The sequence below is a fragment of the Streptomyces glaucescens genome (assembly GCF_002154375.1).
Lineage (GTDB): Bacteria > Actinomycetota > Actinomycetes > Streptomycetales > Streptomycetaceae > Streptomyces > Streptomyces glaucescens.
In genome coordinates, this window is sequence record NZ_MUND01000733.1 from 1 (window position 1) to 4258 (window position 4258).

General features: G+C 74.8%; 4 protein-coding genes. 2 read left to right on the forward strand and 2 right to left on the reverse strand.

Annotation, left to right across the window (positions count from 1 at the left end):
* Positions 1–892 (reverse strand): DUF4349 domain-containing protein (locus CCN42_RS36205; protein WP_107427701.1); only part of this gene is annotated, 892 nt, incomplete at its 3' end.
* Between the two features lie 160 nt (positions 893–1052).
* Here CCN42_RS36205 and hemG point away from each other — a divergent pair.
* On the forward strand, positions 1053–2507 hold the full coding sequence (gene hemG, locus CCN42_RS36210; protein ID WP_086741579.1) for a protoporphyrinogen oxidase: 1455 nt from the start codon (positions 1053–1055) through the stop codon (positions 2505–2507).
* A gap of 5 nt (positions 2508–2512) precedes the next feature.
* A complete protein-coding gene (gene hemQ / locus CCN42_RS36215; RefSeq protein WP_086741580.1) occupies positions 2513–3238 on the forward strand; it encodes a hydrogen peroxide-dependent heme synthase in 726 nt (241 codons plus the stop codon).
* Between the two features lie 80 nt (positions 3239–3318).
* On the opposite strand, the gene CCN42_RS36220 is transcribed toward hemQ, so the two are convergent.
* A partial coding sequence (locus CCN42_RS36220; protein WP_245877625.1) for an alpha/beta hydrolase occupies positions 3319–4258 on the reverse strand: 940 nt, incomplete at its 5' end.

Sequence of the window (4258 nt, forward strand, 5' to 3'; positions counted from 1 at the left end):
CCGCCGCGCGGCGGGCCCGCCGGGGCCGGACGAGACGCAGCCACGCCAGCAGGAGCAGCGCCGCCAGCGCGGCGAAGGGCAGTACGGCGGCGAGCGCCACGACGATCCAGCGCAGCATCCCGACGAACGCGTCCCAGCCGCCCCCGAGCGCGTCCCCGACCCCCGGGTCGTCGTCCTCGGCGGCCCGCTCCACCGGCGTCTCGGTCAGGGACAGGGTGATGGTCGCCAGGCTCGTGCGGTCCTTCAGGGTCGCCTGCCGGGCGAGCAGCGCCTCCAGGTCCGCCTGGCGGCTGCTCAGTTCGCCCTCCAGCGTCACCACGTCCTCCAGCCTGGTCGCCTCGGCCATCAGCGCGCGGATCCGCTCCACGCTGGCCCGCTGGGTGCGGATCCGGCTCCGCACGTCGACGACCTGCTCGGTGACGTCCTGCGCCTTCGCGCTGCGCTCCAGCAGCGTGCCCGCGCCCTCCAGGTCCGCCAGCACCTCCTCGTACCGGTCCACCGGCACCCGCAGCACCAGCTCGGTGTACTCCTCGTGCTCGTCCCGGTGGGTGGCCTCCCGGCCGACGTAGCCGCCCGCGCCCTCGGCGGTGGCGCGGGCGTCGGCGAGCGCCTTCGGCACGTCCTTCACCCGCACGGTCAGGGAGGCGGTGCGGATGATGTGGTTCACGGCCGCCCTCGGCGCCTGCTCCTTATTGCTCTGCGTGGCCCCGGACCGGCCGCCGCCGTCCTCGTAGCCCGGCCCGGCGGCCTCCGCGGCCTTGTCACCGGCGACGCCGGCGCCGGACGCGGTCTCGTCGGCCGCGCCGCTGCAGCCGGTCACCGCGAGGGCGGAGGCGAGCAGCAGCCCGGTGAGGAGCCGTCCGGGTCGTCGTGCGGAACGTCGTGCGCGCATGCGGGTGTACCCCCCGTGGCTCGGTGCCAGTGACGTTCCTACGACGCCCGGGCCGCGCCCGGGGTTTGACCGGGCCGGTTCCGAACCGGTCACGGTCGGGACTCGGCCGGGCCACGGCCCGTCGGCGGCACTGTCGGTGCCGTCTGAGAAGGTGGAGGACATGAGCGGAGTACGGAGCGACGCCCGGCGGGTCGTCGTCATCGGAGCGGGGATCGCCGGGCTGGCCGCCGCCCACCGGCTGCTGGAGCGGGGGGCGCGGGTCACCGTGCTGGAGGCGTCCGGCCGGGTCGGCGGCAAGCTGCTGCCCGGTGAGATCGCGGGCGTGCGCGTCGACCTCGGCGCCGAGTCGCTGCTGGCGCGCCGCCCCGAGGCGGTCGGCCTCGCGCGTGAGGTGGGCCTCGCCGACCGGCTCCAGCCGCCGGCCACCGCGACCGCCGCGCTGTGGACCCGCGGCGCCCTGCGCCCCATGCCCAAGGGCCATGTCATGGGCGTCCCCGGCACCGCCGACGCCCTGACCGGGGTCCTCTCCGAGGAGGGCCTGCGCCGCATCGAGCGGGACGCCGAACTGCCCCGCACCGAAGTCGGTGACGACGTGGCGGTGGGGGAGTACGTCGCCGCGCGGCTGGGCCGCGAGGTCGTCGACCGCCTGGTCGAACCCCTGCTCGGCGGGGTCTACGCGGGCGACGCCTACCGCATCTCCCTGCGCTCCGCCGTCCCCCAGCTCTTCCAGGCCGCCCGCACCCACGACTCGCTCACCGAGGCGGTCCGCGGCATCCAGGCCAGGGCGGCGGCGAACCCGCGGACCGGCCCGGTGTTCACGGGCATCGCGGGCGGCATCGGGACCCTGCCCCTCGCGGTGGCCGACTCGGTGCGGGCCCGCGGAGCGGAGATCCTGACCCGCACGGCGGCCACGGAGCTGCGCCGGTCGGGCGACGGCGGCTGGCGGATCACCGCCGGGGACCGGACGCTGCACGCGGACGCCGTCGTCGTCGCCGTCCCCGCGCCCGCCGCCGCCGCGCTGCTGCGCGCCGAGGTCCCCGCCGCCGCGGCTGAGCTGACCGCCGTGGAGTACGCCTCCATGGCCCTGATCACCCTCGCCTACCGCCGCTGCGACGTCCGGCTCCCCGTGGGCAGCGGCTTCCTCGTCCCGCCGGTCGACGGACGGACCATCAAGGCGTCCACGTTCGCCTCCCAGAAGTGGGGCTGGATCGCCGAGCAGGACCCGGAGACGGTGGTCCTGCGCACCTCCGTCGGCCGCTACGGCGAGACGGAGATCCTCGGCCGCGACGACACCGACCTGGTCGCCGTCTCCCGCCACGACCTCGCGGAGGCCACCGGACTCGGCGCCACGCCGGTCGCCACCCGCGTCACCCGCTGGGACGACGGCCTGCCGCAGTACCCGGTCGGCCACCACGCGCGCGTGGCCCGCATCCGCGACCACGTCGGCAGGCTGCCCGGGCTGGCCGTGTGCGGCGCGCTCTACGACGGCGTCGGTGTCCCCGCGTGCGTCGCGAGCGCGTACGCCGCGGTGGACCAGCTCGGCGGTGACCTGCGCGGTGTGGAGCAGCTCACCGCCCACCCGGTGCAGAGTCTGCACGGCGGAGCGGGAGAATGAGGGACATGAGTGACGACGCCACCACCACCGGCCGGATCCCGAACAAGGGCAAGCTGGCCAAGGACCTCAACGAGGTCATCCGCTACACCCTGTGGTCCGTGTTCAAGCTGAAGGACGTGCTCCCCGAGGACCGCGCGGGCTACGCCGACGAGGTCCAGGAGCTGTTCGACCAGCTCGCCGCGAAGGACGTGACGATCCGCGGCACCTACGACGTCTCGGGTCTGCGCGCCGACGCCGACCTGATGATCTGGTGGCACGCCGAGACCAGCGACCAGCTCCAGGAGGCGTACAACCTCTTCCGCCGCACCCGCCTGGGCCGCGCGCTCACGCCGGTGTGGTCCAACATGGCGCTGCACCGCCCCGCCGAGTTCAACCGCTCGCACATCCCGGCGTTCCTCGCCGATGAGACGCCGCGCGACTACGTCAGCGTCTACCCGTTCGTGCGCTCCTACGACTGGTACCTCCTGCCGGAGGAGGACCGCCGCCGGATGCTCGCCGATCACGGCAAGATGGCCCGCGGCTACCCGGACGTGCGCGCCAACACGGTCGCCTCCTTCTCCCTCGGCGACTACGAGTGGATCCTCGCCTTCGAGGCCGACGAGCTGTACCGCATCGTCGACCTCATGCGCCACCTCCGCGCCTCGGAGGCCCGCCTCCACGTCCGTGAGGAGGTCCCGTTCTACACGGGGCGCCGGAAGTCCGTGGCCGAGCTGGTCGCCGGGCTCGCGTAACCTCCGGAAGGGCTCGGGGCCGTACGGATGTGCGGCTCCGCCGCGTGGCGCGACCGGCCACGGACGAACCGCACCCGGCGTCATGGCGCGACCACGGGCTTCGGCTCCGGGTGCGGCGCACACGCGGCGCGCCGTCCCGGAAGCCGCCCCTCCAGCAGATACGCGTCGACGTACCCGTTGACACAGGCGTTGGGCCCGCCCACGAGCCCGTGGGCCCCGGCGTCCCGCTCGGTGACCAGCACCGCCCCGGACAACCGCCGCTGCAGCTCCAGCGCCCCCTCGTACGGTGCGGCGGCGTCCCGCTCGGCGGCGAGAATCAGCGTGGGCGGCAGCTCACCGGGTCCGGTCCGCACATCGAGGGGCCGCTGACGCGGCGCGGGCCAGTACGCGCAGGGCAGGTTCATCCACACGTTGGCCCACGTCTCGAACGGCGCCACCCGCGCGAGCCGGGTGTTGTCCCGGTCCCACACCGCCCAGTCCGTCGGCCAGGGCGCGTCGTTGCACTCCACGGCCGTGTAGACGGCGCTGGCGTTCTCCGCCTCGGCCGCCGTCTCCCGCTGCGGCGCGGCCAGGTCGGCCAGCGGCTGCTGATCGCCCTTCAGATACGCCGACAGCGCCTGCGCCCGGGCCGGCCAGTAGTCGTCGTAGTACCCGGCCTGCAGGAACAGGTTCTGCAGCTGTCCCGGCCCGACCTCCCCGCCGGCCGGTTCGGCGGCGAGCCGCGCCCGCGCCCGGTCGTAGCTGCGCTGCACCTCGCCCGCGGTGGCGCCCAGCCCGTAGACGTCGTGGTGCTCGGCGATCCACTCCTTCAGGTCCGACCAGCGCCCCTCGAACGCCGCCGACTGGGCGAGGTTGTTGCGGTACCAGACCTGCACGGGGTCCGGGTTCACCGCGGAGTCGAACACCATCCGCCGCACGTGCGAGGGGAACAGCGTGGCGTACAGCGCCCCGAAGTAGGTGCCGTACGAGGAGCCCATGAAGGTCAGCTTCCGTTCGCCCAGCGCGGCCCGCAGCACGTCC

What these genes read in the sequence shown, in the direction of transcription:
- hemG (WP_086741579.1), top strand. Translation starts at nt 1,053, where the DNA reads ATGAGCGGAGTACGGAGCGACGCCCGGCGGGTCGTCGTCATCGGAGCG.
- hemQ (WP_086741580.1), top strand. Translation starts at nt 2,513, where the DNA reads ATGAGTGACGACGCCACCACCACCGGCCGGATCCCGAACAAGGGCAAG.